Below are 26,894 nucleotides of genomic sequence, written 5' to 3' on the forward strand. Positions count from 1 at the left end.
TTAGCGATCGGCACCGTCAGCCTGGGCAGGTGCCCGGGTGCCCTCCTGGTGGCGGCCGTCGGCTCGACCGGCCGGCTCGCCGTCGCGCCCGCCCGTCCACGCGTCGGCGGTGGCCACCAGCGCGTCGGGCGCGAGCCGTTCCAGCAGGGGCAGGACCTTGGGCCAGCCGTCGAGTGCCGCCGCCCGGACGGCCAGCCTGCGGGCCTCCGACGGTTCGGACGACTCGGTGAGCACTTCGGCGAGTTCGGCCAGCGCGCGGGCCCGGGTCGCCCGGTGGACGATCGTCCGGGTGAGCGCCTCCGCCCGTTCCCGCTGCCCGTGACGGGCCGCCTCCGGGACCACTGCCACCAGGGCGTGGTCCCGCAGCCACGGGTCGTCGATCGTGTCGGCGAGCCTCGCGGCCCGGTCGGTCTCCCCTTGCCGGGCGAGTTCGCGGACCACGGCGACCAGTGCGTGACCGCGCGTCGCGCCGTCGCCGATCGCCCGGGCGAGCTCCTCCGCCCGGCCGGTGTCACCGCCGCGGGCCAGCTCCGCCACGATCTGCGTCTGCCGCTCCTCGCGGACGTCGGGGGCGTGCATCGCGTCGGCGAAGGCAGCGGCCCGCTCGACCTGCCCGTGCAGGGCCAGCATGCGCGCCGCCGCCGTGCACAGCGCGATGGCCTCCCCGGAGGACGTGGCACAGGCACCGAGCAGGATCTGCGTCCGGTCCGCGAGGGCGAGGGCCGTCTCCACGTCGGTGCTCGCGGGGGCCGAGGCGAGCACGACCGCCATGACCCAGGCGTCCAGGGGCGACCGGCGCGGACGGCGGAGCAGCGCGTCGAGGCGGTCCAGGTCTCCCCGGTGGAGGTCGCGCACCAGCACCGTCGCCAGCGGCCGTGGACGGTCCCGGTCGAAGCCCCCGTCACGGCGCCCCCGGGACCGCGCCCAGTCCTCCAGCCGGTCGGCGAGGTCGTCCGCCCGGTCCCGGTCGCCGACGAGGTCGGCCACCTCGAGGAGGAGGACGAGCACCTTCGCCGCCGACGGATCGCTGCGGAGCACGTGCTCCTCGGCACGATCGGCGAACGCGAGCGCGGCGCGGGTGTCGCCGCCGTCCGCCACCGCCTTGGCCAGCAGCGCCCAGGTGACGGCCCAGTGGTGGGGATAGCGGACGGTCTCCGCCAGCGCCACGGCCCGGTCGCGTTCACCGGCCCGCGCCCAGGCCGACACCTGGCCGACCAGTGCCTGGTCCCGGCACTGCCGCAGGGTGATGGAGTCGGTGAGCGCCTGGGCCCCGTGCACGTCCCCCGCGTCGGCCGCGGCCCGCACCACGGCCAGCAGCCTCTCCGCCCGGCCGAGTTCGTCCACGGTCGACAGGGCCAGCTCGGCCGCCAGCGGCAGGTGTCCCGTGCGGGCGAGCCCCGCCAGCAGCCACGGGGGGAAGGACCCGGCGTCGGCGCCGAACCGCGGCGGTGCGGACAGCCGCAGGAGGGTCACCAGGCAGGGGGCGAACCCGCTCCGGGCGATGTCCCGTCCGGCGTCCTCCTCCGGTGCGAGCCCGTGACCCACCTCCCACTGCCGCAGGAACGGAAGCACGTGCCCCCACTGGTCCAGCCCGTTCCGCACCCCTGCAGCCCCCTCCCGCCCCGACTCGCCTCCCCCAGCATGACGGCGCCCGCCGACACCGTCACCGGCCGGGTGCACCACCAGACCCGTCCGAGTGCCCTTGAGGGCAACTCCGGGGGCTGTCTTCAAGGGCACCCGGGAGGCCGGTTCAGGGGCGTGCGGGGCATCCGTACGCCTGCGAAGACGCACCCTACGCCTCCGCGAGCACCGTCCGGATCACGTGCCGGGCGTTGTCCGCCATCACCGGGTTCGTCCTGCGGTAGTACGGCAGCGCGATCAGTGCCTGTGAGAGCGTCCGTCCCCGGCCCCTGGTCCAGGTCGCGTCGTCCACGTCGAGCGCCGCGCGGAAGACCTCCCTCGCGTCGGCGGGCAGCAGGTTCCACGCCGGGAACAGGTCGCAGGCCGGGTCGCCCACCCCCGCGCACCCGAAGTCGATGACCGCGGTCAGTCTGCCGTCGGCCACCAGCAGGTTGCCCGGCATGAGGTCGGCGTGCAGCCACACCGGCGGGCCGTCCGGGACCGGGGCCCGCAGCGCCTGCTCCCACACGGAGGTGGCGGCGTCGCAGTCGACGCCTTCCTCCGGGATCCCGCGCAGTTCCTCGATCGCCGCCCGGGTCGCGGCGTCGAGCGAGGCGACCGGCCCACCGCGGTGGGCCTGCGGCGCGGCCGGCAGGGTGATGCTCCGCATCGCCGCGACGAATCCGGCCAGGTCCTCGGCCAGCAGGACGGGTTCGCCCAGCGCCCCGGCCCCGGGGTTCTCCCCCGCGAACCACCGGTACACCGACCACGGCCACGGATACCCCTCGGCCGGCCTGCCCGCTCCGAGCACCTCGGGGACGGGCGTGGGCAGGTGGGGCGCGAGCCGGGGCAGCCACGTCCGTTCGAGCGCCACGTCACCGGCGCCGCCCGCCACCAGCGGAAGCCGCACGACCATGTCCTCGCCCAGTCGGTACATGGCGTTGACCGTCCCACCGGACGGCACCCGCACCACCGCCGCCCCGGCCCACCGGGGGAACTGCCCGGCGACCAGCCGCCGCACGAGGTCGCCGTCGACGGGATGCATGCCGGGGTGCATCTGCCCTGCGCTCATGACACCCCATCCGATCGCCGGACGCCCCCGGGCGTCAACCCCGTTGCCCGGCCGGGCAGCGCCCTTGCAGCACTCGCTAGTGCTCGGCCTTCTTGCGGTGCACGCGAATACTGGCGGGCGCACCCCGGTATGTGCACCCAGCCCCGGGGCACTCCTGCCAGTAGCCGTTCCGGACGGCGGCCTCGCGCACTCCGCTGTCGGGACCGAAGCCGTGGTGGGCGAGGAGGCGGGCCACGGAGTTGTCGTAGCGGGCCGCCAGGAGGGCCGCCTCGGCGATCTTGTCGTGCCCCTGCGCAAAGAAGGATCCCGACCCGACGACGGCCCGGCATCCGCACCAGCAGGTTCCCGTCGGCGTCACTTCGTTCTTGGACATGAGCCCAACCTACTGGCGCGCACGGCCGCCAACAGCCTCTTCCCGCAGAACCGTTCACCCCCCTCCACGGAGTGCCGGCCGTCGACGGCACGGTGAGGACGACGACCGGCCGATGCATCGCGCCGCGCCGTTGCGCCCAGGGGGCGTCAACCCCGTCGCGCCGGGCCCGCCGTCGTCGTTACCCGTTTGCCCACGGACTCCGGACCGCTCAGAATGCAGCGACTATGACGCTTCATCACGAGATACTCGAGACCGCGCTGGCCCGGATCACCGCCGGATACGTGTTCCCCGAGCAGACGGCCGGCATCGATGCCGTGATCCGTCGCCGGCTGGCCGAGAGCGCGTACGACGGTTTGGACGAGCGGGAGTTGTGCGAGCGGGTCACCGCGGACCTGCAGCAGGCGTGTCCGGACAAGCACCTGCGGCTGCTGTGGAGCGAGGAACCGCAGTCGATGGAGGAGGAGCCGGAGGAGGTCAGCCGGGGCCGCTTCGAGGCGTTCAGCCGGGCCAACAACCACGGCGTCCGGCGGGTCGAGCAGCTCGACGGCAACATCGGCTACCTCGACCTGTCCATGATCGCGCCTGCCGAGCTGGGCGGCCCCCTCTTCGGTGCGGCGATGCACCTGCTCGCCGCCACCGACGCGCTGGTGGTCGACCTGCGCCGGTGCCTGGGCGGTTCGCCGGAGGGGGTGCAGCTGTGGTGCAGCTACTTCTTCCCCAGCGACGAGACCCACCTGAACGACATCTACGACCGGGCCACCGACTCGATCCGGCAGTACTGGACGGTCGGCCACCTCGCCGGCCCGCGCTACCTGGACCGCCCGGTCGCCGTGCTGACGTCGGCCGTCACCTTCTCCGGCGGCGAGGAGCTGGCGTACAACCTCAAGGTGCTGGAGCGCGCCACGCTGATCGGCGAGACCACCCGGGGCGGCGCCCACCCGACCTCGCGCATCCCGGTCTCCCCGCACGTCGCCGTCACCGTGCCGACCGCCCGCTCGATCAATCCGGTGACCGGCACCAACTGGGAGGGCGTCGGTGTCCTGCCGGACCTCGCCCTCCCGGCCGACCGGGCGCTGGAGGCGGCACTGGAGCACCTGCGCGAGCAGCTCGGCTGAGCCTCGGAGCCTCGACCGGGCCTCGACCGGGCTCGGCGACGACAACGACGGGGAGGGGGCCGCACCGGCCCCCTCCCCGTCCGTGCCACGAGTCGGTCGGATCAGCAGGGGAAGGTGCCGCTGTAGACGGCGTGGCCGTAGGAGGTGCTGCCGTTGCCGAAGCCGTAGATGCCGTCGTCGCCGAAGACCGCCTCGCGCAAGCCGTTGACGCAGGTCGAGGTCGGCGCGATCGCGAAGCCCTCCAGGTTGTCGGTCGGCATGACGGCCGGGTTGGTGTAGGTCACGTCGGGGACGACGGCGCCGGCGGCGTCGACCTTCAGGAAGGTGTGCGTCTCACCGCAGGTGTTGTCGCAGGTGGCGACGATGCGGCTGGTCCCGGCGTCGAACATCACGTCCATCACGGAGACCTTGCCGGTCGCGATCGTGCCGAACGTGGTGAAGGTGCCGTCGGAGTTCAGGCCGTAGACGTGCAGCGAGCCGTCCCACTCCAGGCCGGCGAAGAACAGGCCCGATCCGTGCAGCGGGTAGTTCGCCGGGTTGTAGGCGCTGCCGGTCAGCGGGTCGACCCAGCCGTTGGCGGTCAGCCAGCTGTCCGGCACGTAGCCGACGCCCTCGAAGCCGAGGTTGGCGTCGTCCTTGCTGCCGGTGTTGAGCTGCGGGAACTGCGAGGTCATGTCCCACTGGTGGACGGGCGTGAGCGTCGAGCCGGTCGCGGCCGGGTCGAACTCCATGATCGTGTCCTTGGGGACGGTGTTGTGGGTGTTGTCGCGCTCGGAGGTCACGTAGACGTGGCCGTTGGCGCCGACCGTCAGGCCCTCGGAGTCCGGCTCGCCGGTGCCGCTCGCGAAGCGGATCTGCTTGCCGGTCGCGCTCCACGTCGCGTCGGGGACCCACGTACCGTTGATCTTGACCAGCTTGTACAGCCAGTTCTTGTTCTTGGCGGCCCACAGCACCGTCGGGTTCGCCGGGTCGAACGCCAGGCCGCTGACGTCCCGTCCCTCGGGTCCGGTGGACGTGGTGAACGCGCAGACGTCGTCGGCGATCGTGACGTCCGGGCCACCCGGCCAGGCCAGGGTGCCGGACGGGGTGGAGCCCGTGCCGGAGGGCGCCTCGGGGGTGCAGCCGCTGGTGAGCGCGCCGCCGCCGCCCAGCAGCCGGCCGCTCTGACCGCCGCCACCGCCGCCGCCGCCGCCGGAGCAGGAGTTCGCGCTGCCGGGCGTCGCGGTCACCGCGGTCCGGAACCAGCCGGTGCCGTTGGCGCAGCGCTCGTCGGACGGCTTGGCACCGTCGGTCGCCCAGGTCACCGAGTCGACGGTGCTGCCGTTGCCGTCGAGCAGGAAGACCGAGTCGTCGTCGCCCAGGCCGAGGGTGGAGTTGAAGGTGACGTACCCGCCGGCGGGGATGCTGGTCGCGCTCGGCGAGGAGGACGAGATCGAGACCGGGGTGTGGGTGGTGTCGCCGTCGACGTACTTCCACGACCCGATGCTGACGGCGGTCGTGCCGCCGTTGTACAGCTCGACGGTGTCCGAGCCGTTGGAGGTGGCCTCGTTGATCCGCACCCGGCTCGCCGCCGGGATCGACGACGGGCAGCCCGGGGCGTTCGCCGCGCCGAACGTGGTCGCGGTGGCCGCGGTCACCCACGCCCCGGTGCCGTCGCCGCCGCAGCGCGCCATCGCCGGCTTCGCCCCGTTGGTCGCCCACTCGACGCGGTCGACCACCGTGCCGTCGGCCGTGTAGATCACCAGCTTGTCGGAGTCGCCCAGTCCCTTGGGCGAGTTGAAGGTGACGAAGCCGCCGGCGGCGATCGTGGTGGAGGAGGGGCTGAACGACTGCGGCGAGAAGCCGTCGTCGGACATCTTCCAACCGCTGATGCTCACCGCCGTCGACCCGGTGTTGTACAGCTCCACCGTGTCGTTGTTGGACGAGGTGACCTCGTTGATCCGAACGTTCTGGTAGCCGGCCGGGTCGGCGGCCGCCGCGGGCTGCGCGGCGACCAGCCCGGTGACGACCAGACCCGAAAACGTCAGAGCCGCGGCGCACACGGAGGCGACGCCGGCACGCGAGTGTGAGGTATGCACGGGGCCGAACTCTGGTGGCACGAGCTTGAAACGGCGTGTACGGCGGCTGAATGCCGCCCGCTGGGCGCCGTAACGCTGGGCGCCGGTCCGCCGGCCGTGGTCGTCGGCGGCGGACCGGCGCCCGCGGTTCAGCCCCGTCCGGTCGGCCGCAGGTGGCTCTCGGCGTAGCGGAGGAGTTCCCTGCGGGTGCGCTCCGGGTCGGCCGCCGCCGCCGTGGCGCGGCCGGCGGGCAGGTAGCGGATCCCGTCGATCTCGCAGACCAGCGGCCCGGCACCGGTGTCGTGGACCAGGGCGTCGCCGACCGGCGGCGGCCCGCCGATGGTGCCGCGCCCGGTGCCGCGGGAGCCCGAGATCGGCTGCACGTACAGGGGTGCCGCGGTGTCCTCGCCCTCGGGCCGGAACAGCACCAGCACCATCCCGCCGGTGATCTCGCGCAGCCGGACGTACCGCATCGGCTGCCAGCTGCCGTCCGCCGGGTCGGAGCGCACGGCCCGCAGCACGGGGCGCCACAGCGAGGACCGGTCGGTGGCGAACCAGCCGATCCGGGCGACGGCGGCGATGCCGAGCGTGCCGAGGAGGAGGAACCGCCAGTGGCCCAGGTGGAAGTGGTCGTCGAGGATGCCGCCGAGGGAGAGCGCCAGGAGCACCCAGGCGCCGGTGCCGAGGGCGGTGGCCGCCGCCCAGCGGCGCGGCGGCACGGAGGTGCGGCCGGGGCCGCGGCGGGGCCGGGTGACGCGGGCGCCGGGGTGGTGCCGGTCGGCGTGCCGGGCGGCGGCCGCCAGGTTGGCGAAGGTCAGGCCGCCGTCGAGGGCGGGCCACTGCTCCTCGGTCCCGTCCGCGGCCCCGGCCACCGACGGCACCGGCACGGACCCGGTGCGCAGGGCCCGCCGGACGCGGCGGGTGCAGGCCAGCGGGGTGATCACCAGGCTGCCGGCGAGGCCGAGCAGGCCGAGGCCGCCCCCGGCCGCGGCGGCCACGGCCGGGGTGGTCCGGGTGTCGACGGCCTCGCCGAGGAAGGGCCACGGCAGGGCGATCACCGGCAGGTGGTCGCCGGGGCGCAGGTGCGCGGTGTCGCAGTCGACGTCGCTCTGCTGCGCGCCGCCGTCCCAGCCGACGGTGCACCCGCCGTTGTCGTGGTCCACGGCGAGGACCTCGGCGGTGGTGCGGTCGCCGAGCAGGGCGACGTCGGCGGCGGCCAGCGCCGTGAGCAGGGCGCCGGTGAGGGCGAGGGCCGCCCACATCGGAGCGGCCGGCCGCAGCCGCCGGGCGGGTGCCGGGGCGGGGCGGGGCGGTTCGGCGAGCCAGGCGCCGACGGTCCGTGCGTCCCGGGTGGGCATGCCCAGCTGCAGGACGGTGCCCTCGGGCGTGTGGTAGCGCAGGCCGACCATCTCGACGGCGGCTCCGGTGACGCGCAGGAGCGTGGCGTCCAGGACCTCGCCGCCGTGCGGCAGGGCGGTGGCCGTGCCGGCGCGGTCGAGGAAGACGGGCCCGTCCAGGCGCGGGTCGGCCAGCAGCCTGCCCCTGCGGCCGTCCAGTCGGCACCGGAAGTGCACCGGCCGGCCGGCCGCCAGGGCGTGGCGCCGTCGCGCGGCCGCCCACCGCGCCAGTCCCGCGATGATCATCGGGATCACCACGAAGGCCAAGAAGCTGCCGATCATCCTGCTGTCGTCTCCTTCGTTCGGTCAACGAAGGGTAAAGGTGCCGGTCGTGGGCGCCGCACCGGGGTGCCCGCTCGCCGGAAACGCCCGGCCGGACCCCGGGGTGATGGGCTAGGGTCTCGGCGTGGATCAGCCCGTGCCGCACCCGGCCCTCCCGTCATGAGCCTCGCCCGCGCGTTGGTCGACGTACGGCCGTTGAGGACGTCTCCGCTGTTCCGGCGGTTGCTGATCGGACGCACGGTGTCCACGCTCGGCAGCTTCATGACCGTGGTCACCGTCATGTTCCAGGTGTGGGACGCGACCCGCAGCACGGTGTGGAGCGGGTCGGTGGGGCTGGCGCAGGCGCTGCCGATGATCGGCATCGGCCTGTTCGCGGGGTCGTGGGTCGACCGGGCCGACCGGCGCCGCGTCTACCTGCTCGGCAACGCCGGTCAGGCGGCCTGTTCGCTGCTGCTGGCCGTCCAGGGGTTCACCGGGCACGTCCCGGTGGCCGCCGTGCTGGCGCTGGTGGCGGTGCAGGCCTCGTTCGGGGCGGTGGGCGCGCCGGCGGCGGGGGTGTTCGTGCCGCGGTTGCTGCCGAAGGACCAGGTGGCGGCGGGGCTGGCGCTGAACCAGGTCACCGGGCAGGCGATGATGCTGCTCGGTCCGGCCGTCGCCGGTGTCGTGCTCGGCTGGTGGGGCATCGGCGTCTGCTACCTGCTGGACGCCGCCAGCTTCGGGGTGTCGTTCGCCGCGTCCTTCGCCCTGCCCGCGATGCCGCCCGTGGGCGAGCAGTCACGTCCCGGTCTGGGCGGGGTGGCCGACGGGCTGCGCTTCCTGACCGGCCACCGCGTGGTGCGCGGCGCGCTGCTGACGGACCTGGCGGCCACGGTGCTGGCCATGCCGGCCAGTCTCTTCCCGCTGGTCAACAGCGAGCGTTTCGACGGCGACCCGCGCACGCTGGGCCTGTTCCTGTCGGCGCTGGCCGTGGGCGGTGTCGCCACGACCGCGCTGTCCGGTCCCGTCACCCGGCTCGCGCGCCCGGGCCCGGTGATGCTCGGCGCGGCCGGCACGTGGGGCGCGGCCCTCGCCGGGTTCGGCCTGACGACCAGTGCGTGGGCGGGCCTGGGGTTCCTGGTGGTGGCGGGGGCCGCGGACGCGCTGGCCGTCCTGTCCCGTACGACGATCGTGCAGACGTGCACGCCCGATGCGCTGCTCGGCCGGGTGACGGCCGCGGAGACGATCGTCGGCCAGGCCGGCCCCCAGTTGGGGAACCTGCGGGCCGGCGCGGTCGCCGGCTGGTCGTCGGGCGCGACCGCCCTGGTCACGGGCGGGCTGCTGTGCCTGGCGGCGGTGACCGCGGTCGGCACGTCGACCCCGGAACTGCGGCGCGGCAGCGGTCCGGCCGACGCCCCGGCGCAGCCGGCGGGAGCACTGACCGCCCCGGCGGTCGAACCCGGCTGACACACCGTCCGGCGCCGCCCGTCGAAAGCGCCGGAGCCGAGCAGGGCCGAACGAACGGGTACGGCCCGTCCCGGGACGCGTCGCTACATTCGGTCGCATGGCTGACGAGATCTTCGGGCACCCCCGGCTGGCTGCCGTCCACGACCCGCTCGACCCGGACCGCAGTGACCTCTGCGCCTACCTCGACCTCGCCCGGCAGGTCGGCGCGGAGCGGGTGCTGGACATCGGCTGCGGCACGGGGGTTTTCGCCCTCCTGCTGGCCGATCGCGGGGTGCAGGTGGTCGGCCTCGATCCCGCCCGGGCCTCGATCGACGTGGCCAGGGCCAAGCCGGGGAGCGAACGGGTGCGATGGATCTGCGGTGACGCGACGGCCCTTCCGCCCCTGCAGGTGGACCTCGTCACGATGACCGCGAACGTCGCCCAGGCGATCGTCTCCCCGGACGCGTGGCGGCGGACGCTGACCGGGGCTCACGAGGCGCTGCGGCCGGGCGGGTACCTGGTGTTCGAGACGAGGGACCCTGCCGCGCGGGCCTGGGAGGCGTGGAACCGCGCGGCCTCGCGGCGGGTCGTGGAGGTCCCGGGCGTCGGCGGGGTCGAGAGCTGGGTCGACCTGGTCGAGGTGGCGGACCACCTGGTGACGTTCCGTTGGAACCACGTGTTCGCCGCGGACGGCTGCCACCTCACCTCCGATTCGACCCTGCGGTTCCGGGAGCGTCACGAGGTCGAGGCCGACCTGGCGGCGGCGGGTTACGGGCTGCAGGAGGTTCGGGACGCGCCCGACCGCCCGGGCAAGGAGCTCGTGTTCGTCGCCCGCCGCCCCTGAGCCGCCCCGGCCGCTCGGGCTCAGCTGCTCGGGCTCCGCGGCACGTCGAACTGCTCGGCGGAGACCCGGAGCCGGAAGACGTGGTACGTCCAGCCCTGATAGGCGAGCACCAGCGGGAAGAAGACGATCGCGACGATGCTCATCACCTTCAGCGCGTAGTTGCCGGAGGCGCTGTTGTGCACGGTGAGGTCGAAGGCGGGGTCGGTGCTCGACACCATCAGCCGGGGGTAGAGGTCGGCGAAGAACGACATGACGGTCGTCGCGATGACGACGGTGGTGGCGACGAAGGCCCAGCCCTCGTGCCGTCCGGCGAGCAGCCAGCCGGCGGCCAGCACCGCGAGCATGGACACGAGTTCGAGGACGTCCGGCAGGACGCCGCCGCCGGCGACGGAGTGCGTCCACGGCTGGAAGGCCAGCACGGCGAGGACGGTGAACGGGGCGATCCGGCGGGCGAGCCACAGGGCGTGCTCCTGCACCGCACCGGTGGTCTTGAGCGTGATGAAGGTCGCCCCGTGCAGCAGGCAGAGCAGCACCAGGGTGATGCCGGTGAACACCGAGTACGCCGAGAACAGGTCGCCGAAGTCACCGGTGAACTCCTGGCTCCGGTCGATCGGCACGCCGTGCAGCAGGTTGCCCAGGGCGATGCCGATGAGCAGCGGCACCAGCAGGCTGCCGACGGTCAGCAGGGTGTCCCAGGTGCGGATCCAGCGCGCGCTGTCCACCTTGCCGCGGAACTCGAAGGACACGCCGCGCACGATCAGCCCGACCAGCAGCAGGACCAGCGCGGGGTAGAAGCTGGAGAACATGGTCGCGTACCAGGCCGGGAAGGCTGCGAACATCGCGGCCGCGGCGACGATCAACCACACCTCGTTGCCGTCCCAGAGCGGCCCGATGGTGTTGATCGCCGCCCGCCGGCCCGCCTCGTCACGCGAGACGAAGGTGTGCAGCATCCCCACGCCGAGGTCGAAGCCCTCCAGGACGAAGAAGCCGGTCCACAGGGCAGCGGTGACGATGAACCAGAACGTGGCGAGCGCCATCGGACGGCCTCAGTAGGTCAGGGCCGGGACCGGGGTGTCCTCGGCGGGGGGAGGGGAGAGTTCCTTGCGGGCGTACCTGGTGAGCAGCACGAACGCGACCACGGCGAGCGCGGCGTAGAGCAGGAAGAAGACCACCAGACTGGTGACGACGGTGGCGGTGCTCACCGACGGGGACACACCGTTCCTGGTGAGCTGGATGCCCTGGACGATCCACGGCTGGCGGCCGTTCTCGGTGAGCAGCCAGCCGGCGGTGTTCATCAGGAAGGGCAGCACCCCGGCCCAGACCGCGACCCGGTGGAACCACCGCGCGTTGCTGAGCCGTTTGCGCCACAGCAGCCACAGGCCCCACAGCCCGACCAGGAGGACGACCACGGCCAGGTAGGCCATCACCCGCATCGACCAGTACTGGATGAAGATGTTCGGGATGTAGCTGCCGGGCCCGTACTGCTGCTCGTACTGGGCCTGGACGGCGTTGAGCCCGAGGACCTTGCCGTTCCAGTGGTTGGTGGCCAGCAGGGAGAGCAGGTGCGGGATGGCGATGATCTGGGTCGGGGTCATGTCGTTCTTGCCGCCGCTGATCTGGAACAGCGAGAACGAGCAGGGCTGGCAGGTGTCCCACTGCGCCTCGGCGCCGGCGATCTTCATGGGCTGGTACTTGCCCTCGGTGACGCCGAGTTCGCTGCCGACCAGCATCGCCGCGAGGATCACCGGCACCAGGACGACCAGGGCGAGCCGGGCGGCGGCGTGGAAGGCGAGCGGGGAGGACCCCTTGCGCAGCTGCCAGGCGGAGACGGCGAGCATCACGACGGAGCCGGTGACCAGCGAGGCGAGGATGACGTGCAGGTACCCGCGCAGGAACACCGGGTTGGTGAACAGCTTCCAGACGTCGTTGAGCTGGGGCCGGCCGGTGGAGGGGTCGATCGTGTAGCCGACGGGGTGCTGCATCCAGGAGTTGGCGGCCATGATGAACGCCGCGGACAGCGCGCCGCCGACGGCCACCAGCCAGATGGTCGCCAGGTGCACGCGCGGGGGCAGCCGGTCCCAGCCGAACAGCCAGAGCCCGAGGAAGGTCGACTCCAGGAAGAACGCGGCGAGCCCCTCCATGGCCAGCGGCGCGCCGAACACGTCGCCGACGGTGCGGGAGTACGCGGACCAGTCCATGCCGAACTGGAACTCCTGGACGAGCCCGGTGACCACCCCGACCGCGATGTTGATCACCAGTAGGGTGCCGAAGAACCGCGTGAGCTGCAGGAGTTCGGCCCGGCCGCTGCGGTGCCAGCCGGTCTGCAGCAGGGCGGTCAGGAACCCCAGGCCGATGGTGACGGGCACGAACAGGAAGTGGTAGATCGACGTCATGGCGAACTGCAGCCTGGCGAGGTCGAGTTGACTCATGTGTTCCCCATCGCGAGGTGGCTCGGCCTCAGTCAAGCACGCCCCGGGCGGCCCGGACGGGACGGCACGGCCGGTGTCATCCCGTCGGCCGTCCGCCGATCGGCGTACCCGGGGACGGGCCCGTCACTTCGGGTCGTGCCAGTGGTCGCCGTCGGGCAGCAGGCCGTCGGCCTCCTTCGGGCCCCAGCTGCCCCTGGCGTAGGGGAGGACGGGTGCCGCGTCGCCCAGGATGGGGTCGACGACCCGCCAGGCGGCCTCGACGGTGTCCTGCCGGGCGAACAGCCAGCGGTCGCCGTCCAGTGCCGCGCCGATGAGGCGGTCGTACGGGCGCATGTCGGATCCCGGCACCTCGCTGAAGGAGAGTTCCTCGTGCTTGGCCTCCCAGCCGCCGCCGGGTGCCTTCCCCGCGAGGGTGAGGGCGACCTGCGTCTCGGGCCAGACCCGGAACCGCAGGCTGTTGGCGGCGGGGCTGGGCCGCAGCCCGAACACGTCGTGCGGCGCGCTGCGGAAGTGGATGCTCACCTCGGTCGCCGTCACCGGCATGCACTTGCCGGCGCGGATGAGGATCGGCACGTCCGCCCAGCGCCAGGAGTCGGCGGCGAGCCGGACGGCCGCGAAGGTCTCGGTCGTCGAGCCCGCGGCGACGCCCTCGACGTCGAGGTACCCGTCGTACTGTCCGCGGACGATGTGCTCGGGGGTGAGCGGTCGCAGCGAGGACACCACGTTGGCCTTGGCGTCGCGCCAGGACTCAAGGCCCTCCCCCGACGGCGGCTCGGCCAGCACCGTCGCGAGGACCTGCAGCATGTGGTTCTGGACGACGTCCCGGACGGCGCCGGTGCGGTCGTAGAAGCGGCCGCGGTCGGCGACGTCGAAGGCCTCGGCCATGGTGATCTGGATGCTTCTGACGTGCGTGCGGTTCAGCAGCGGTTCGATGACGGAGTTGGCGAACCGGGCGAAGAGCACGTTCTCCACGGGGTCGAGGCCGAGCCAGTGGTCCACCCGGTAGATCGAGTCCTCGGGGAAGTACTCGTGCATGGTCGCGTTGAGTTCGCCGGCGCTGCGCAGGTCGGTGCCGAAGGGCTTCTCGACCATGACGCGGGCGCCCTTCGCCCGGCCGGCGTCGGCGATCCCCTTGGCGATCCGGCCGAACAGCGGCGGCGGGACCTCCAGGTAGAACAGGGCGCGCTCGCCGCTGCCCATCTCGCGCGCCATGGCCCGGTAGGTGGCGTCGTCGTCCAGGTCGCCGTCCACGTAGCGGAGCAGCCCGAGCATCTTCCGGGCAGCGGGCGAGTTCGGGTCCATCCCGTTGAGTTTCAGCGACGCCTCGGCGTAGTCGCGGAACTGGTCGAGGCCCCAGCCGCTCTTGGCCACGCCGACGACGGGGACGTCGAGCACGCCGCGGTCCACCAGGCCGACCAGGGCGGGGAAGGTCTCCAGCTTGGCCAGGTCACCGGTCGCGCCGAAGATGACCAGGGCGTCCATCTGCTGTGCTGCCATCTCGTTGACTCTCCTGCTCATCGCATGCGGTCGGCGAGGTGGTCGCCGACCCGCAGCGCGTTGGCGATGGCCGTCAGGGACGGGTTCACCGCTCCGATGCTCGGGAAGAAGCTCGTGTCCACGACGTAGAGGTTGTCCAGGTCGTGCGCCTTGCAGGTGACGTCCAGGGCGGAGGACGCCGGGTCGGTGCCGAACCGCACCGTGCCCGCCTGGTGGGCGGTCGCGCCGATGGGCATGCCCTTGTGCAGGTAGATGCTGTGGGAGAGCAGGTGGTGCTCGTGCATCCCCAGCTTGCCGAGCATGCTCTGGAGCTTGTGGCGGAGCCGTTTCAGTCCGGCGGTGTTGTTCTTCTCGTCCAGGGCGAGGTGGACGTTGCCGTCGGCGTCCAGGGTGACCCGGTTGTCGGGGGCGGGGAGGTCCTCGCCGCAGAGCCAGAAGTCGACGGCGTGGTGGGCGATGACCTCGAACGGCATGTCGGGGCTGACCGCGCCGGCCCAGCGCGGGGCCTCGCCGTGGATCTGTGCGGCGTCCGACTTGCCGAGCATCTGGATGCCGCCCATCGGGAACTCCCAGTCGTCCCCGGCCAGGTACCAGTCGTGGAGGGCCAGGGTCTTCTGGAAGGCCGTCGGGTTGGGCTCCTTGGAGACGGCCATCAGCGCCAGGTTGTTGTGGCGCATGTAGTGGCGGCCGACCACGCCGGAGCTGTTGGCCAGGCCCGCCGGGTGCTTGTCGTTGGCCGAGCGCAGCAGCAGCACGGCCGAGTTCACCGCGCCGCAGGCCACCACGACGATGTCGCCGCTGAAGGTCTCGGTGCTGCCGTCGGAGAGTTCGGCGACCACGCCGGTGACCGTCCGGCCGGTGGGGTCGGTCTCCAGCCGCCGGACGTCGGCGTGCGTGATCATCTGCACGTTGTCGTGCCGCAGCGCCGGGTCCACGCAGATCACCTGGGAGTCCGACTTCGCGCCGAGCAGGCAGGGGAAGCCGTCGACGCGGTCGCAGCGGATGCAGGCGCTGTCGTGCGCGGCCGCGCCGCCGGCGTCCTGGGTGAGGTTCACGCCGATCGGCAGGTGGAACGGGTGCAGGCCCTGCTTCTCCAGGTCGTCGCTGAGCTGCTGGATCCGCGGCTCGTGCTCGACCGGGGGGTGGGCGTACTGGGCGCTCGCCGGGCCCTCGGTGGGGTCCTCGCCGTGCCGGCCGTGGACGAGGTAGAGGTGCTCGGCCTGGGTGTAGTAGGGCTCGAGGTCCTCGTAGCGGATGGGCCAGGCTGGGGAGACGCCGTCGTGGTGGCGCAGTTCGCCGAAGTCCTCGGGGCGCAGCCGGAACAGGGCGGCGCCGTAGAACTTGGTGTTGCCGCCGACGTAGTAGTTGACCTCCGGCGGGAAGGCGTTGCCGTCCTTGTCGTACCAGTACTCCGGCGCCCGGTACTTGCCCTTGACGAAGACGGCGGTCGAGTCCCAGTTGTCCCGTTCGCGCGGCAGGTAGCCGCCGCGTTCGAGGACGAGGATCCGTTTGCCGGTCGGGGCCAGCCGGTGGGCCAGGGTGCCGCCGCCCGCGCCGGTGCCGATGATGATGACGTCGTAGTGCTGGTTGTCAGCCACGGGGACTCCGTTTCCGGGCCGGTGCCGCCTCGCGGGGCGGGCTGGCCGGCGTCCTGCGGTCCTCACCCGCTGTCCCGCCCGGGGGCGGCGGCCGGGCCGGGACCGTCTTCTCCGACGCTAGAGCGGGGGTCGCGGGAGGGCGAGCGCAGACGGGCATCGGGGTCCGTCCGGGCGGGGCCGTGGGCGAGGGCCTCGGTGGCCGCCGCCAGCGTCCGGGCGGCGCTGCCGGCCGCGCTCACCCTGGTGCCGGGTTCGTCGGCGGCGAGGGGTTCGAGCGTGGCGTACTGGGAGTCGAGCAGGCCGGGCGGCATGAAGTGGCCGGTGCGCGCGGCGATGCGCCGGGCGGCCACCTCGGGGGCGAGGTCCAGTTCGAGGAACCAGATCCGCGCGCCGGTCCGCCGGAGCCGGTCGCGGTACGCCCGCTTGAGTGCCGAACAGGTGACGACGCCGCCGCGGTCGGCGTCGGCCCACTGCCGGATGCGGTCGGCCAGTGCCGCCAGCCAGGGTTCTCGGTCCTCGTCCGTCAGCGGACGGCCGGCGGCCATCTTGTGGACGTTCTCCGGGCTGTGGAGTGCGTCGCCCTCCAGGAACGGCACGCCGAGACGGGCGGCCAGGGCTGATCCGAGCGTGCTCTTCCCCGAGGAGGAGACCCCCATGACGACGACCACGAGGGGCGCGGGTACTGCTTCCATGCACGTCTCCCTGCCGGTCGGCGGGCACCGTGTGACACTGGTGCACGTCCACTGTCGTGTGCAGGCCCGGCTCCCGCAGGAGATGACATGCCCGGCGGCGTCGTGAGCGGTCCGCGCGTGCTGCTGCCCTGGGCGCCCGGCGAGGTGGGCGGTCTGCCCGGGGACTGGACCGCCGCGGTCTGGGACGGCACGGGCGGTCCGCCGGGGGCGGACGTGCTCGGGTCGGTCGAGTTCTTCGTGATCCCGTACACCTTCACGGCGGCCGCCCGGCCGCTGCTGGACCGGATGCCGCGGTTGCGGGTGCTGCAGTCGCTCAGCGCCGGTGTCGACGACCTGGCACCGCACGTGCCCGCGGGCGTGACGCTGTGCAACGCGCGCGGGGTGCACGACGCGAGCACGGCGGAGCTGGCGGTGGCGCTGGTGCTGGCCTCGTTGCGCGGGATCCCCGGATTCGCGGTCGCCCAGCAGGCCGGGCGGTGGTCGGGCGGGTTCCGACCCGCCTTGGCCGGCCGGACGGTCCTGATCGTCGGCCACGGATCGATCGGCACGGCGGTGGAGGCACGGCTCACGGCCTTCGAGTGCGAGGTCGTCCGGGTGGCGCGGACCGCCCGGGAGGGCCCGGGCGGTCCGGTGCACGCGTTCGGGGAGCTGCCGGGCCTGCTCGGTGCGGCGGACGTCGTGGTGCTGACCGTCCCGCTCGTGCCGCAGACCCGCGGGCTGGTCGATGCCGGATTCCTGTCCCGGATGAAGGACGGCGCCCTGCTGGTGAACGTGGCCCGCGGCCCGGTGGTGGACACCGGTGCGCTGCTGCGCGAGCTGCGCAGCGGGCGGCTGGCTGCGGCGCTGGACGTCACCGATCCCGAACCGCTGCCGGCCGGCCATCCGCTCTGGTCCGCGCCGAACGTCCTGATCACTCCTCATGTCGGCGGGAACAGTTCGGCCTTCGAACCGCGCGCCCGGGAGCTGGTGCGCTCGCAGCTCGCGCGCTTCACGGCAGGGCTCGCGCCGGTGAACGTGGTGCCGGGCCCTGCCGGTGCGCCCGGGCGGTAGCCGCAGGGGTCAGAGCACCGCGATCGGGCTGACCGGGGAGCCCGTTCCGCCGACCAGCCGCAGGGGTGCGACCACGCAGAGGAACGACCAGCGGCCCTCCTCGACGCAGAGCGGCAGCAGGTCCTCGAACTGCAGGTAGTCGAGCAGGTGGACGCCCAGTGCGTGGACGGCGAGCACGTGGACGGGGAAGCCGACGCCGTCGACCGGGCTGGGCGCGCAGTCGTTGTTGCTGTCGCTGCCCAGGACCGCGATCCGCCGCTCGGCCAGCAGTTCCACCGCGCTCGGATGCAGGCCGGCCCGGGCGGCGGCCGCGTCCCACGCCCCCATCTCCCGTCGCCGCCGCCGGTGGCCGACGCGGACGAGGAGCAGGTCGCCCTCGCCGAAGCGCACGCCCTGGGCCTCCTCGGCGGCCAGCAGCTCCTCGGCCGTCACGTGCTCCCCGGGCTCCAGCCAGGGCACCCCGCGCAGCCCGGGGATGTCCAGCAGCACCCCGCGGCCGACGATTCCCGCCCCGGCGAGGCCGACGGAGAGCGCCTCGGCACCGGTCGCGGTCAGCGTGGCCGCGGGGACGCCGCCGTACAGCGTGCCGTCGTAGACGACGTGGCACAGCGCGTCGAGGTGGCTGTCGGCGTCCCCGTGCACGTTCATCTCGATCCGGTCCCGGGCGAACTCCAGCCCCTGCCCGCGCAGGTGCCCGGCGACCGCGCCGGTCATCGGGTGGTGGGCGGGTTCGGGGTTGTCCGGCCTCGCGCGGGTCCCCACGGCTGCCGCCAGGCTCACGTGACGGCCCGTCCGCACCTCGCCCACGGCCGCCAGGACGTGCGCCGGGGTGATGGTCTCCAGGGCCCCGCGCGGGCGGGCGCCGGTCGGCGCCGCGGCGACGACGCGCCGGTACAGGTCGTCGAACGCGGCCCGGTCGAGCCGCGCCGTGCCCGGCTGCTGCGGGTTCCGGTCCTGCTCCTCGTCCATGCTCCGCTCCCCTGCGGTCAGCGCCTGCTGGCGCGGTCCAGGGCGTCGTCGAGCGAGGACGCCGCCATGATGAGCGAGAGGTGGGTGAACGCCTGCGGGAAGTTGCCGAGTTGCTCGCCGGAGGGGCCGATCTCCTCGGCGAACAGACCCACGTGGTTGGCGTAGGTGAGCATCTTCTCGAAGGCGTAGCGGGCCTGCCGCAGCCGGCCGGCGCGGGCGAGCGCGTCGACGTACAGGAAGGTGCAGAGGCTGAAGGTGCCCTCCGAGCCGCGCAGGCCGTCGGGCGACGCGGCCGGGTCGTAGCGGTAGACGAGGCTGTCCGAGACCAGCTTGCGGTCCATCGCGTCGAGTGTGGAGAGCCACACGGGGTCCTTCGGCCCGAGCAGGCCCACGCGCGGGATCAGCAGCAGGGAGGCGTCGAGGACGTCGCCGTCGTAGTGCTGGACGAGCGCCTGCTCCTTCTCGCTCCAGCCGCGCTCCATGATCTGCTTCAGCACGGTGTCGCGGGTGTTCCGCCAGCGGGCGATGTCGGCGGGCCGGCTGAACTCCTCGGCCAGGCGCATGCCGCGGTCGAAGGCGACCCAGGTCATCACCCGGCTGAAGGTGAAGTCCTGGCGGCCGCCGCGGGTCTCCCAGATGCCCTCGTCGGGGCGGTCCCAGTTGTCCGCGAGCCAGTCGAGGGTCTTCGCCGCGGCCTTCCAGCCCTCGTAGCCCGGCTGGACGCCGGACCGCCGCCCCTCGGCGAGGGCGTAGAGGGCCTCGCCGTAGATGTCGAGCTGCAGTTGGTCCATCGCGGCGTTGCCGGCGCGCACCGGGGCGGATCCGCGGTAGCCCTCGAAGTGTTCGAGGATCTCCTCGGACAGCTGCGGGTCGCCGTCGATCCGGTACATGATCTGCAGGCGCTCGCCGGGGAGGTCGAGGCGCTCGCGCAGCCGTTCGTCGAGCCAGCCGGTGAAGGCCTCCGCCTCCTCGGTGAAGCCCAGGTCCAGCAGGGCGCGCACCGAGAGGGACGCGTCGCGCACCCAGGTGAAGCGGTAGTCCCAGTTGCGCTCGCCGCCGACCTGCTCCGGCAGGCCCATGGTGGGTGCGGCGACCAGGCCGCCGGTCGGGGCGTAGGTGAGCAGTTTGAGGGTGATCGCGGACCGGTGGACGGCGTCCGGCCACCGGCCGCGGTAGTGCGACTGGCGCACCCAGGTCTGCCAGTAGTCGACGGCGTGCCACAGCTGCTCGGTGAGCCAGCCTTCGGAGGGCGGCGGCGGGGCCTCGCCGTCGGGGCCGCAGGAGGTCATGACGACGCCCGAGGTCCGGCCGGCGTCGAGCGTGACCGTGCCGCGGACGTCGCGGTCCGCCCGGTGCAGCGGGAACAACGCGCGCAGGTGCAGTGCCGCGCCGGCCGAGCGGAAGACGGCGTCCTGGCCGTCGACGGTCACCTCGTGGTCGGCCCGGCCGTAGTCGAACCGCGGCCGGCAGTCGAGTTCGAAGCGGACGGTGCCGCGGACGGCGCGGACCGCCCGGATCAGCGTGTGGCGGTCCGAGGCGCGGTCGCTGTTGTCGGGGAGCATCCAGTCGATGACCTCGCCGACGCCGTCCTCGGACATGAACCTGGTGACCAGGACGGCGCTGTCGGGGTAGTAGAGCTGACGGCAGGTCGGATCGTGCTCCACCGGGGCCAGCCGGAAGTGGCCGCCGCGGTCGTGGTCCAGGAGGGCGGCGAAGATGCTGGGCGAGTCGAACCGCGGCGCGGCGAACCAGTCCACCACGCCCTGCGAGGAGATCAGCGCGGCGGTCTGCAGGTCTCCCACCAGTCCGTGGTCGGCGATGGGCGGGTAACGGTCCATGAGCGCTCCGAGGTCTCGGCTTCCTCGACGCAGCGTAGCCGTTATGTCACGGATGTCCTGGTATGACGCGAGACTGCCGTGACGGTCCCGCCGACGCCACGGCCGCCTCCTGCGCCGCGCCGGGGTCCGGCGCCGACCTGGGCCGGGGCGCCCGTATGCTCGCAGGCATGGGCGGCACACAGGCACGCAGTGGCGGGCGCGGACCAGGACGGCCGCGGGAGGAGCGGGTGACGGGCGCCGCCCTGAACGCGGTGATCGAGCTGGTCACCGAACAGGGCGTCCGGGCGGTCACCATGGACGCCGTGGCCGCCCGGGCGGGTGTCAGCAAGCCGGCCATGTACCGGCGCTGGCCGTCCAAGCAGGCCCTGGTGATCGCGGCCGCCGAGAGCCGGATCGGGCCGCTCTCGGTGCCCGACCTCGGTGATCTGCGGGCCGAACTGCGCGAGGTGCTGACCACGCGCCTGGCCTCCTACCGGATGCCCGGCACGGACCGGCTGGTGGCCGAGCTGATCGGCGCCGCCGCCGCGGCGGAACCCGGCGAGCACGGCGCCTACGCGGCCTACACCGACCGGATCATGGCGGAGACCCGCACCATCCTGGAGCGGGGCATCGCCCGGGGCGAGGTCCGCCCGGAGATCGACATCCGCTCGGCCGCGACCCTGGTGGCGGCCCCGATGATCTACCGGCTGCTGGCGGAGCGCGAACTGCCGGACGGTCACCTCGTCGACGACCTCGTCGACTTCGTGGTGCGCGCGGTCAGCCGCACCTCCTGATCCCCGCAGCCCCCGGCCGCCGGGGGCGGGCGCGCCCCTCGTCGCGCCCGGGTGCGCCACCAAATCTCCTCGTCCCGGCCTCTTGCCCTGTCGCGGGCGAATATCAATACTGCCGGTAACGAATTCCGCCGCGAACCGTGGAGGACCCCATGGGCACCGCCGTGAGCACGACCTCGCACCCGATCCTCGCCAAGCCGCTGTTCCACGCCGGCCGCCGCCGGCTGGAGCGGACGGCACCCGGCACCCCGCCCACCGACTTCCGCCTGCTCGGGCTCACCCCGATGACCCCGCACATCGGCGCCGAGGTCACCGGCGTCGACCTCGCCGACCCGATCGGCGAGGACCTCGCCGCCGAACTGCGCCGGGCCCTGGACGAGTGGAAGGTGATCTTCTTCCGGGACCAGCACCGCTTCGACGCCCGCGCCCACCTCGCCCTGGCCAGCGTGTGGGGGCCGCCCGAGCCGAACCCGTTCTTCCCCGAGGGCGACACCGCCGGCGTCTCCCGGCTCGCCAAGGACGCCACCGCCATCGGCCAGGAGAACATCTGGCACAGCGACCACTCCTTCATGGCCGCCCCGGCGATGGGCTCCGTCCTGCGGGCCGTGGAGGTCCCGGCCGCCGGCGGCGACACCGTGTGGGCCGACATGGGCGCCGCGTACGACAACCTCGCCCCCGAACTGCGCGAACGCATCGAGGGCCTGACGGCGGTGCACGACTGGGAGCCCACCTGGGGCTCGTTCATGACCCCCGAGCAGATCGCCGCCCTCAGGAGCACGCTGCCCCCCGTCGAGCACCCCGTCGTGGTGCACCACCCGCGCACCGGCCGCCCGACCCTGTACGTCAACGAGCCCTTCACCACCCGCGTCGCCGGCCTGCCCGAGGCGGAGAGCCGCGAGCTGCTGCACCTGCTCGGCCTCCAGGCGCGGATCCCCGAGTTCCAGGTGCGCTTCCGCTGGCAGCCGGACTCGATCGCGATCTGGGACAACATCGCCACCCAGCACTACGCGATCAGCGACTACTACCCGCAGCGGCGCGTCATGGAGCGGATCGCCGTCGCCGGCGGCCCGCTCTCCTGACCCGGGACGCCCCCACTCCCCCATGCCGGCCGCCACCCCCGCGGAGCCCCGATGACCGACACCGACGTCAGAACCACCGCCCTGCCGGCCACCGACCCCGGGCGCCGCGCCTGGACCGTGACCGGCCTGCTGGTGGTCTTCATGATGATCAATTTCGCCGACAAGTCCGTCCTCGGCCTCGCGGCGGACCCGATCCGCCGCGATCTGGGCCTGTCGGCGACCGCCTTCGGGCTCGCGAACAGCGCCTTCTTCCTGCTGTTCTCGATCTCCGGCGCCGCCGTCGGCCTGCTCTCCGACCGGGTGCGGCCACGTCGGCTGCTGCTGGCCATGGTGCTGCTCTGGTCGCTCGCCCAGGCGCCCATGGCCCTCGGCGGCGGCGCCGCCCTGCTGGTGGCCTCACGGATCCTGCTGGGCGCCGCGGAGGGACCGGCCTTCCCCGTCGCCCAGCACACCGCCCTCTCCTGGTTCCCCGACCGGCGGCGCAACCTGCCGGGCGCGTTGGTGATGGCCGGAACCACCCTGGGCGTGGTGGTCGCCGCGCCCGGGCTGACCTGGGTCGTCCACCACCTGGGCTGGCGCTCCGCGTTCGGCACCGTCGCCGTCGCGGGCATGCTGTGGGCCGTCGTCTGGACCCTCGCCGGACGGGAGAACGGCCGCACCGCCGACACCGACCGGCCGCACCGGGATCCGGCCCCGGACACGATCGGCGCGCCGCCCGCCGGCCCCTCCTACCGGCGGATCCTCGCCACCCGGACCTGGATCGGCAGCACGGCCGCCTACTTCGGCACCTACTGGATGACCGCACTGCTGCTGGTCTGGGTGCCGAGCTACCTCCACGACGGCCTCGGCTACTCCGACACCGCCACGGCGAACCTGGTGGCCGCCCTGTGGGCCGTCAACACGCTCGCCCTGCTGGGCCAGGCCTGGCTCACCGGCCGACTGCTGCGCCGGGGCGTCGCCAGCCGCTGGGCCCGGGCCCGCGTCGGAGGGGCCGTCCTGCTGGTCTCCGCACTGGCCTGCCTCGCCCTCCCCGCGCTGCCGCACTCGACGGCCACCGTGCCGCTGCTGATCGCCGCGTTCGGCCTGGGCGGAACGATGGTGACCGTCGCGGTGACCACGGTCGCCGAACTCGCGCCCGAAGAACGCCGCGGCGGCGCCCTCGGCCTCATGAACGCCGTCGTCACCACCGCCGGCCTGGCGGCCCCTGCCCTGACCGGCCACCTGGTCGACCTGCACGGCGGCGCCGGGTACGGCCTCGCCGTCCGGATCGCCGGCCTCCTCCTGCTGGTCGGCGCAGCGGCCACCCTGCTCGTCGACCCCGCCCGGGACGCCGCCCGCCTCCGCTCCACCTGAACCCGACCGCTCCCGCCACCGCTCGGAGGAACACCGTGCCCGACCCCGTCGCCACCGACCCCACCGTTCCCGCCGACCTCGACCGCGCCCTCGCCGACCTGCGCGCCCACGCGGCCTCCTGGGCCGCCGCCCCGGCGGACCTGCGCGTCGGCCTGCTGGAGCGGCTGCTGCCGAGGATCCGGGAGACCGCCGCCGCCATGGTCGACGACGCCTGTCGGCACAAGGGCCACCGGCCCGACTCCCCGTGGGCCGCCGAGGACTGGGCGGGCGGCCCCTGGGCCCTCGCCCAGCACACCGCCGCCCGTCTGCAGGGCCTGCGGCGTCTCGCCGCGGGCCGCGACCCGCTGCCCGCCGACCGCGTCCACGAGACGGACGGCCGGACCTGGGTCGACGTCTTCCCCACCACCGCCGCGGACCGTCTGCTCCTGGCCGGCTACCGGGCCCGCGTCCGTCTCCTCCCCGGCACGAGTGCCGAGCAGGCCCGCGAGCGCGCCGCCGCCCGTCACCGCCACGGCACCGCCCGACCGGGCATCGCCCTCGTCCTCGGCGCCGGCAACGTCGCCGCCCTCACCGCCACCGACATCCTGCACCAGCTGTACGCCGAGAACCGGGTGGTCATCGCCAAACTGAACCCGGTCAACGCCTACCTGCGGCCCCACTACGAGCGGATCTTCGCCGAGTTCGTCCGGAACGGCTGGCTGCGCCTGGTCGACGGCGGCCCCGCCGAGGGCGCCCTGCTCACCACCCACCCCGAGGTCGACGCCGTCCACATCACCGGCAGCGCCCGCACCCACGACGCCGTCGTCTGGGGCACCGACGACCGGGCCGGACAGCGCCGCCGCGCCGGCATCCCGCTGGTCGACAAGCCCCTCACCAGCGAACTCGGCGGCGTCAGTCCGTTCCTCGTCGTCCCGGGCCCGTGGAGCGCCGCCGACTTCCGCCACCAGGCCGAGCACATCGTGACCGCCAAGATGAACAACTCCGGCCACAACTGCATCGCCGCCCAGGTCCTGCTGGTGCCCCGCCGGTGGGACGGCGCCGAACGCCTGCTTGACGCCGTCCGCGCCGTCCTGCGCGACCTGCCGTTCCGCACCGACTACTACCCCGGCTCCGCCCAGCGGCTCGCGGCCGTCCGCAAGGCGCACCCCGGCGCCGAGATGTACGGCGACGGCTGTCGTCTCCTCGTCCCCGACGTCGCCGACCCCGCCGACCCGCTGCTCACCGAGGAGGTGTTCGCCAGCGCCCTCGGTGTCGTCCGCCTCCCCGGCGACACCCCGGCCGCCTTCCTCGACCGGGCCGTCCGCTTCGCCAACGACCGCCTCCCCGGCACGCTCGGCGCCACCGTGCTCGTGCACCCCCGCACCGAGCGCGACCACCCGGCGGCCGTGGCGGGCGCCGTGGACCGGTTGCGCTACGGCACGATCGCCGTGAACACCTGGTCGGGCGTGGGCTTCCTCCTCGGGCACACCCCGTGGGGCGCGCACCCCGGACACACCCCGCAGGACATCGGCAGCGGCACCGGCTTCGTCAACAACACCTGGATGCTGGACGACGTCGAGAAGACCGTGCTCCGCGCCCCCTTCGCCCCCGCACCGCGCGGCCTGTTCACCGGCTCGCCCTCCCTGGCGCCGCGCCCGCCCCACTTCGTCACCCACCGCTCCGGACGCGCCGCCCTGGAACGCCTGGCCCACTACACCGCCGACCCCGCCGCCCGCCGGCTGCCCGGCCTGCTCGCGTCCGCCCTGCGCGGCTGACCGCGTCCGGCAGCGCTCAGCGGCCGCGTCCGGGCCGGGTCAGCGAGGCGATCCGCGCCACCAGGACACCGGCCACCACCCAGGTGCTCCCCCACACGGCGGCCCCGGCGAGCACTCCGGTCGACGTGGCGGTGGCCCATCCGGCGACCACCGCGGCGGCCCCGCCGACCGCGAGCACCGCGAGCAGTTCGGCGAGCGTCCGCACGCTCCCCCACCAGCGGGGGCCGACGCGGTGCCGGCCCAGCCTCCGGGCCAGCCGCCGGTCACGGGCGAGTTCGTCCTCGGCTTCGGCGAGCAGACGCAGTTCACGCGGAGTGAGCACGGCGCACCTCCCGACCGGCACGGAACCGCACACGCCGGCACCTGGTCCTCTACCCGCGGGCCGGCACGGAATGCACGGAGCACCGGGGCAAACCGGGACCGGCCGAGGCCATGTCGCCCTCGTGCCCGGCGGACTCGACGCGGGCCTGCCCGGCCTCGGTGTCCGGCACCGGGCCGACGGGGGCCGCGCCGGCCCCCGTCGGCCGCCGGGAGCGGTCCCCGTCCGGCTGCTACGGCGCGGGGTTCGGCCCGTCCGCGGGCGAGGTGGGCCCGGATGCCGGAGCGGGAGGCGCCGGAGGCGGGTAGGCCGGGGCGAACGGCCCGGTGGCGCCCGGCCCCGGCCGGGGCGCGCGGGTGGCGATCCCGACGACCGTCACCGCGACGGCCACGGCAAGCGCGAAGTACGGCTGCAGCATGATGAACATCGCGTCGAACGGCAGGTCGAAGACGCTGTGCAGCCGCAGGGTGGTCAGCTGGGCGAAGAGCTGCTGTCCGGAGGCGGAGAGGGTCGTCACGAGGAGGAGCACCACCGCGGCGGGCCGCACCCAGGACACTCCCCGGAACGCCAGCACGGCGAGCACCGCGGTCGAGGCCAACGTCACGGCGAGCGGCGTGAAGTAGGCGGTGACGGCCAGTGCCGGCAGGTCGGCCTGCCGGTGGGCCATCCCGATGAGGTAGCCGTAGTTGCCCTGCATGATGCTGACGACCACGGCGATCGCGAAGATCCCCAGGTACACCAGCAGCAGCACTCCGATCGCGGTCAGTCCGCGCCCGGATTCCCTCCCCGGACCGTGTCCCGGCAGCGCGTTCCCGCCGTACGCCATGAGCCCCACCCCTCGTCGTGTTCCTGGCGAGAGGTTAGCGCCCGGTGGCGACGGCCCGGGGCGGATTTCGGGCCCCGGGACGTACGCACGTTCGATGCGGGGCGCGGCGGGAGCGGGCCCGGACCCGTCCGCGACGTCCACGACGTCCCATCCACCCGAATTCAGTTCGGAGACGAACCACCGACGTGTCCCAACGTGTTCACTCGACTACCGATGGTAGCTTCCAGCTGCCGCCCGCTCGGGACGGCACTCTCGGACCACCATGCGAAGGAGTGACCCATGACCCAGCTCAGCGCGACCGCCGCGGAGACCAAGAAGGCGATGGCCAGCGAGGTCGCCGCCACCAAGACCTGGCGCCACGTCATCCAGCCGGACGGGGACGCCGCGGCCAACTACCTCAACCTCCCGCCCGCCCAGGGGCCGGGCGAGGCGACCATGGCCATCCGGACCGACGGACAGGTCGACCTCCTCGTCCTGCTCTAGGAGCAGGACGTCGAGCGACCACCGGTCCCGCGGCGCGTCCCGTGGGCCGCGAGGT

The 26,894-nt window shown here is 73.7% G+C and carries 23 protein-coding genes; 9 read left to right on the top strand and 14 right to left on the bottom strand.

What is annotated here, in order from left to right; translation table 11 throughout:
• The 3 genes from AB0O09_RS34080 to AB0O09_RS34090 all read right to left on the bottom strand — a co-directional run bounded on the left by AB0O09_RS34080 (position 1) and on the right by AB0O09_RS34090 (position 3,065).
• Positions 1-1,602, bottom strand: coding sequence for a hypothetical protein (locus AB0O09_RS34080; RefSeq protein ID WP_363548659.1), 1,602 nt, complete (start codon positions 1,600-1,602; stop codon positions 1-3).
• Between the two features lie 190 nt (positions 1,603-1,792).
• Positions 1,793-2,692, bottom strand: coding sequence for an aminoglycoside phosphotransferase family protein (locus tag AB0O09_RS34085; protein ID WP_363548661.1), 900 nt, complete (start codon positions 2,690-2,692; stop codon positions 1,793-1,795).
• A gap of 76 nt (positions 2,693-2,768) precedes the next feature.
• A complete protein-coding gene (locus tag AB0O09_RS34090) occupies positions 2,769-3,065 on the bottom strand; it encodes a hypothetical protein (protein ID WP_363548663.1) in 297 nt (98 codons plus the stop codon).
• Positions 3,066-3,289: 224 nt separating this feature from the next.
• Between AB0O09_RS34090 and AB0O09_RS34095 the strand changes: the two genes are divergently transcribed.
• On the top strand, positions 3,290-4,180 hold the full coding sequence (locus AB0O09_RS34095; RefSeq protein ID WP_363548665.1) for a S41 family peptidase: 891 nt from the start codon (positions 3,290-3,292) through the stop codon (positions 4,178-4,180).
• Between the two features lie 101 nt (positions 4,181-4,281).
• On the opposite strand, the gene AB0O09_RS34100 is transcribed toward AB0O09_RS34095, so the two are convergent.
• Both AB0O09_RS34100 and AB0O09_RS34105 read right to left on the bottom strand, forming a co-directional pair.
• The gene (locus tag AB0O09_RS34100) at positions 4,282-6,258 is read right to left on the bottom strand and encodes a lamin tail domain-containing protein (RefSeq protein ID WP_363548667.1); all 1,977 of its coding nucleotides are present in this window, start codon (positions 6,256-6,258) and stop codon (positions 4,282-4,284) included.
• A 128-nt stretch (positions 6,259-6,386) separates the two neighbouring features.
• Positions 6,387-7,916, bottom strand: coding sequence for a hypothetical protein (locus AB0O09_RS34105; protein ID WP_363548669.1), 1,530 nt, complete (start codon positions 7,914-7,916; stop codon positions 6,387-6,389).
• A gap of 159 nt (positions 7,917-8,075) precedes the next feature.
• On the opposite strand from AB0O09_RS34105, the gene AB0O09_RS34110 reads away from it, so the two are divergent.
• Both AB0O09_RS34110 and AB0O09_RS34115 read left to right on the top strand, forming a co-directional pair.
• On the top strand, positions 8,076-9,359 hold the full coding sequence (locus AB0O09_RS34110; protein ID WP_363548671.1) for an MFS transporter: 1,284 nt from the start codon (positions 8,076-8,078) through the stop codon (positions 9,357-9,359).
• Between the two features lie 97 nt (positions 9,360-9,456).
• Entirely contained in the window at positions 9,457-10,182 is a 726-nt protein-coding gene (locus AB0O09_RS34115) for a class I SAM-dependent methyltransferase (RefSeq protein WP_363548673.1), read from the top strand.
• Between the two features lie 20 nt (positions 10,183-10,202).
• Here AB0O09_RS34115 and cydB read toward each other — a convergent pair whose 3' ends face one another.
• The 5 genes from cydB to AB0O09_RS34140 form a co-directional block, all read right to left on the bottom strand.
• Positions 10,203-11,219 (bottom strand): cytochrome d ubiquinol oxidase subunit II, encoded by a 1,017-nt coding sequence (gene cydB, locus AB0O09_RS34120; RefSeq protein WP_363548675.1) that lies wholly within the window; start codon positions 11,217-11,219, stop codon positions 10,203-10,205.
• A gap of 9 nt (positions 11,220-11,228) precedes the next feature.
• A complete protein-coding gene (locus AB0O09_RS34125; protein WP_363548677.1) occupies positions 11,229-12,611 on the bottom strand; it encodes a cytochrome ubiquinol oxidase subunit I in 1,383 nt (460 codons plus the stop codon).
• Between the two features lie 123 nt (positions 12,612-12,734).
• Complete coding sequence (gene zwf, locus AB0O09_RS34130) at positions 12,735-14,108, bottom strand: glucose-6-phosphate dehydrogenase (RefSeq protein WP_363548679.1); 1,374 nt, start codon at positions 14,106-14,108, stop codon at positions 12,735-12,737.
• A 17-nt stretch (positions 14,109-14,125) separates the two neighbouring features.
• Entirely contained in the window at positions 14,126-15,706 is a 1,581-nt protein-coding gene (locus AB0O09_RS34135; protein ID WP_363548681.1) for a GMC family oxidoreductase, read from the bottom strand.
• Between the two features lie 62 nt (positions 15,707-15,768).
• The gene (locus AB0O09_RS34140; protein WP_363548682.1) at positions 15,769-16,398 is read right to left on the bottom strand and encodes a gluconokinase; all 630 of its coding nucleotides are present in this window, start codon (positions 16,396-16,398) and stop codon (positions 15,769-15,771) included.
• Between the two features lie 87 nt (positions 16,399-16,485).
• Between AB0O09_RS34140 and AB0O09_RS34145 the strand changes: the two genes are divergently transcribed.
• Positions 16,486-17,448 (top strand): 2-hydroxyacid dehydrogenase, encoded by a 963-nt coding sequence (locus tag AB0O09_RS34145; RefSeq protein WP_363548684.1) that lies wholly within the window; start codon positions 16,486-16,488, stop codon positions 17,446-17,448.
• Between the two features lie 9 nt (positions 17,449-17,457).
• Here the strand turns inward: AB0O09_RS34145 and AB0O09_RS34150 are convergent, their stop codons facing one another.
• Positions 17,458-18,417 carry a cyclase family protein gene (locus tag AB0O09_RS34150; RefSeq protein WP_363548686.1) on the bottom strand — a complete coding sequence of 320 codons (960 nt, stop codon included), beginning with the start codon at positions 18,415-18,417 and terminating at the stop codon, positions 17,458-17,460.
• A gap of 17 nt (positions 18,418-18,434) precedes the next feature.
• A complete protein-coding gene (locus tag AB0O09_RS34155) occupies positions 18,435-20,255 on the bottom strand; it encodes a glycoside hydrolase family 15 protein (protein ID WP_363548688.1) in 1,821 nt (606 codons plus the stop codon).
• A 227-nt stretch (positions 20,256-20,482) separates the two neighbouring features.
• On the opposite strand from AB0O09_RS34155, the gene AB0O09_RS34160 reads away from it, so the two are divergent.
• The 4 genes from AB0O09_RS34160 to AB0O09_RS34175 all read left to right on the top strand — a co-directional run bounded on the left by AB0O09_RS34160 (position 20,483) and on the right by AB0O09_RS34175 (position 25,211).
• Positions 20,483-21,028, top strand: a complete 546-nt coding sequence (locus AB0O09_RS34160; RefSeq protein WP_363548690.1) for a TetR/AcrR family transcriptional regulator — start codon at positions 20,483-20,485, stop codon at positions 21,026-21,028.
• 149 nt (positions 21,029-21,177) lie between these two features.
• Positions 21,178-22,104: a TauD/TfdA family dioxygenase gene (locus tag AB0O09_RS34165; RefSeq protein WP_363548692.1), complete on the top strand. Its 927-nt coding sequence runs from the start codon at positions 21,178-21,180 to the stop codon at positions 22,102-22,104.
• 51 nt (positions 22,105-22,155) lie between these two features.
• Positions 22,156-23,457: an MFS transporter gene (locus AB0O09_RS34170; protein WP_363548694.1), complete on the top strand. Its 1,302-nt coding sequence runs from the start codon at positions 22,156-22,158 to the stop codon at positions 23,455-23,457.
• Between the two features lie 35 nt (positions 23,458-23,492).
• Positions 23,493-25,211, top strand: a complete 1,719-nt coding sequence (locus AB0O09_RS34175; RefSeq protein WP_363548696.1) for an aldehyde dehydrogenase family protein — start codon at positions 23,493-23,495, stop codon at positions 25,209-25,211.
• A 16-nt stretch (positions 25,212-25,227) separates the two neighbouring features.
• Here AB0O09_RS34175 and AB0O09_RS34180 read toward each other — a convergent pair whose 3' ends face one another.
• Both AB0O09_RS34180 and AB0O09_RS34185 read right to left on the bottom strand, forming a co-directional pair.
• On the bottom strand, positions 25,228-25,533 hold the full coding sequence (locus AB0O09_RS34180; protein ID WP_344623141.1) for a DUF3040 domain-containing protein: 306 nt from the start codon (positions 25,531-25,533) through the stop codon (positions 25,228-25,230).
• 229 nt (positions 25,534-25,762) lie between these two features.
• Complete coding sequence (locus AB0O09_RS34185; protein ID WP_363548698.1) at positions 25,763-26,356, bottom strand: hypothetical protein; 594 nt, start codon at positions 26,354-26,356, stop codon at positions 25,763-25,765.
• Between the two features lie 279 nt (positions 26,357-26,635).
• Between AB0O09_RS34185 and AB0O09_RS34190 the strand changes: the two genes are divergently transcribed.
• The gene (locus AB0O09_RS34190; protein WP_363548700.1) at positions 26,636-26,839 is read left to right on the top strand and encodes a hypothetical protein; all 204 of its coding nucleotides are present in this window, start codon (positions 26,636-26,638) and stop codon (positions 26,837-26,839) included.
• Positions 26,840-26,894 lie beyond the last annotated feature (55 nt).

The organism is Kitasatospora sp. NPDC093679, from assembly GCF_040683455.1.
Lineage (GTDB): Bacteria > Actinomycetota > Actinomycetes > Streptomycetales > Streptomycetaceae > Kitasatospora > Kitasatospora arboriphila.

Excerpts from the sequence above, each read along its gene's own strand:
- AB0O09_RS34085 (WP_363548661.1), bottom strand. The coding sequence starts at position 2,692 with ATGAGCGCAGGGCAGATGCACCCCGGCATGCATCCCGTCGACGGCGAC.
- AB0O09_RS34090 (WP_363548663.1), bottom strand. The coding sequence starts at position 3,065 with ATGTCCAAGAACGAAGTGACGCCGACGGGAACCTGCTGGTGCGGATGC.
- AB0O09_RS34095 (WP_363548665.1), top strand. The coding sequence starts at position 3,290 with ATGACGCTTCATCACGAGATACTCGAGACCGCGCTGGCCCGGATCACC.
- AB0O09_RS34105 (WP_363548669.1), bottom strand. The coding sequence starts at position 7,916 with ATGATCGGCAGCTTCTTGGCCTTCGTGGTGATCCCGATGATCATCGCG.
- AB0O09_RS34110 (WP_363548671.1), top strand. The coding sequence starts at position 8,076 with ATGAGCCTCGCCCGCGCGTTGGTCGACGTACGGCCGTTGAGGACGTCT.
- AB0O09_RS34115 (WP_363548673.1), top strand. The coding sequence starts at position 9,457 with ATGGCTGACGAGATCTTCGGGCACCCCCGGCTGGCTGCCGTCCACGAC.
- cydB (WP_363548675.1), bottom strand. The coding sequence starts at position 11,219 with ATGGCGCTCGCCACGTTCTGGTTCATCGTCACCGCTGCCCTGTGGACC.
- AB0O09_RS34125 (WP_363548677.1), bottom strand. The coding sequence starts at position 12,611 with ATGAGTCAACTCGACCTCGCCAGGCTGCAGTTCGCCATGACGTCGATC.
- zwf (WP_363548679.1), bottom strand. The coding sequence starts at position 14,108 with ATGGCAGCACAGCAGATGGACGCCCTGGTCATCTTCGGCGCGACCGGT.
- AB0O09_RS34140 (WP_363548682.1), bottom strand. The coding sequence starts at position 16,398 with ATGGAAGCAGTACCCGCGCCCCTCGTGGTCGTCGTCATGGGGGTCTCC.
- AB0O09_RS34145 (WP_363548684.1), top strand. The coding sequence starts at position 16,486 with ATGCCCGGCGGCGTCGTGAGCGGTCCGCGCGTGCTGCTGCCCTGGGCG.
- AB0O09_RS34150 (WP_363548686.1), bottom strand. The coding sequence starts at position 18,417 with ATGGACGAGGAGCAGGACCGGAACCCGCAGCAGCCGGGCACGGCGCGG.
- AB0O09_RS34155 (WP_363548688.1), bottom strand. The coding sequence starts at position 20,255 with ATGGACCGTTACCCGCCCATCGCCGACCACGGACTGGTGGGAGACCTG.
- AB0O09_RS34165 (WP_363548692.1), top strand. The coding sequence starts at position 21,178 with ATGGGCACCGCCGTGAGCACGACCTCGCACCCGATCCTCGCCAAGCCG.
- AB0O09_RS34170 (WP_363548694.1), top strand. The coding sequence starts at position 22,156 with ATGACCGACACCGACGTCAGAACCACCGCCCTGCCGGCCACCGACCCC.
- AB0O09_RS34185 (WP_363548698.1), bottom strand. The coding sequence starts at position 26,356 with ATGGCGTACGGCGGGAACGCGCTGCCGGGACACGGTCCGGGGAGGGAA.
- AB0O09_RS34190 (WP_363548700.1), top strand. The coding sequence starts at position 26,636 with ATGACCCAGCTCAGCGCGACCGCCGCGGAGACCAAGAAGGCGATGGCC.